The following is a 2,313-nucleotide window of genomic DNA, read 5'->3' on the forward strand; positions in this document are numbered from 1 at the left end:
ATGAGTGGCAAAATGCTAGCCACTCATAGTTCAAAACCAAATTCAAAATCAAAAACTCTGCAACCAAAAATGTGGTTGCTATAAACTTATAAATATCATGATTACTTAAGTTTATGAAATTTATTTTAGATTTAAATCCATTCATTTACATTATCAATTATATTTTGAAATTCATTCATAAATAATGAAACATGGTAACCATCACATACTGCATGATGAACTTGCAATGAAAATGGTAAATAGATCTTATCATCCTTACTATAAAATTTACCTATTGTAATAATTGGCAATAAAAATCTACTATTATTACCAATATTTAAATTAAATGAACTAAAATCAATCCAAGGAATCATCGAGATAGGAACTGTGTTTTCAGGTATCGGCTTTTTAGGAAACATTTCATTTTTATCTTTATATTTAAATAAATCATTCTTATAACTATTATAAAAAGAGTTAAAACTAGCATTTGATTCTGTCCAAATATTAGAAAATTTTTCAGTTTCTTTATTAAAGACTGTATATAAAGGTTCTAATTTATCCCAATAACCCAAATTCCCCTCACTATTAATCCCTGTTCTAAATACTTTATTTCGATTTATAACACTTACAATTGCATGAATCAAAGCAGGATACAGTTCATATCCTTTATCTTTTATCATACTTTTTAACAAGGTAATATCTAATTCTTTAGTAACACTATAAGTTGTTTGTTGATTAAAATAATGATTGAAATATTCTTTTCTATCCCAAGTTTCTAAATTAATAATATTAAAAGTCATATATAATTTTCCTCCTAAATTTCATCTTATTTCTTTATATTTAGGAGGAATAATCCTCTGATTTTTTCATATATTATGTCACCTCTTAAATATTAATTATAGTAAAGTAACATTTTGCATAAAACAAAAGTTACTTTACTTCCAAAATTCAAATTTTCGTTGCCAAAAATTAATCTGCTTTTGCAAATTTTCTTCGTTATCCTTCAAAGTAGATTTCATTAAATCAGTTAAATCAATTGAAGATATTTCTTGTATTATTTGTTTATATTTGCGACGAGAATTTCTATGTAATTCTCCCCATTTGCTTTCTTCATGAAGTAATAAATAAACCATTGCTTGTTCTTTTAAACTTTCCAAAGTAGCCCATGCAGGTTTCAAAATGTGTAAGTCATTAAAACAATTATTCCAATAATCTACCATATCTCGTTTAAGTTCAATTTCAACACGCCATAGATGTTCAGCACTTACATCAACATCTGCATTTTCTTTACGTTCTTTTTTCTTATTATAAATTCTAATAAATCTATTACTATCACGTGAGCCAAAATATTTTGTTTCTGCCTTACCAGTTGTTCCGAAAAATACAGTTCGCTTTAAAGCTTTTTCTGACAATGCATAATAATCGCTTAAATCATCTTCAAAATCAAAAGCTAAATCTAATCTTGTAAAACCATCATCTTCCATATAATCAATGATATTATGTTTTAACCATAACATCTCATCATGTGTAAGTTTGTTGGGATTAAACTCAACTCTCATGTTACGTCTATCCCAAGTATCTGCTTTTACTTTGTCATATTCAATATAAACTTTTTCTTGTAGTGCTTTAGCTTTAAATTTTGTTTGAAGTATATCCCAAAGTCTAATTTGTGGATCTAAACTCATAAAATCGGATAGCTTTTTAGCGCTGTTTTTATTAAGGTTTCCGACTATCGTCATAGCGTCAAAGCTCAATTTCGGATTAGAAGTGCACACGAAATGTGCGTCTAACCGGCTATTAGAGTAGCCGGTTTTAGAAAAATTGTCTGAATCGTGATTTTCTAAGTGATTTGAATGATTTGTATAATTATTTTTACTCATAAAAAATCGACTCCTTAATTTAATTTAAGAAGTCGCTCACCCGAATATATATCTTGAAGAATAAACTAATATCGTTTAATATCTAGATATACAAATTAAGAACAAAAACATCAACTGTTTTTCTTTAAGGTAAGTCGCTATCACAAACTTTGGCGAGGGAGTGAGCGACTTCTTTTTACTTTGTTATTAATATAACACTATCAAAAGACTTGGTCTAATTAGATCAAGTCTTTTTTAGTACCAAAACTTATTACATAATCAAAACTTAATTCTCTTTAGATAATTTATATTGCTGGTAAGTATAATAAACTATCAATGATTGCACTACTACTTGTGAAAAAGCTAATGATACTCGAATGATTTTCTTCGTTTTCTCACTCATTTTACTCAACTCCTTTCGTTGCTTTATTCCAATTTCCTTATTGGTCGGAACCTACAGGGCTTTATGTGTTGT

2 protein-coding genes are annotated in these 2,313 nt (G+C 27.7%); both read right to left on the reverse strand.

The genetic code is table 11. The annotated features are described in order from the left end of the window. Positions 1 to 131: 131 nt before the first annotated feature. Positions 132 to 779, reverse strand: a complete 648-nt coding sequence (locus tag CD036_RS03645; RefSeq protein ID WP_000143686.1) for a type A-8 chloramphenicol O-acetyltransferase — start codon at positions 777 to 779, stop codon at positions 132 to 134. A gap of 135 nt (positions 780 to 914) precedes the next feature. Beyond that, positions 915 to 1,859, reverse strand: coding sequence for a replication initiation factor domain-containing protein (locus CD036_RS03650; protein WP_011154364.1), 945 nt, complete (start codon positions 1,857 to 1,859; stop codon positions 915 to 917). Positions 1,860 to 2,313: the final 454 nt, after the last annotated feature.

Origin of the sequence: Staphylococcus arlettae (assembly GCF_002902345.1) — a bacterium.
GTDB lineage: Bacteria > Bacillota > Bacilli > Staphylococcales > Staphylococcaceae > Staphylococcus > Staphylococcus arlettae.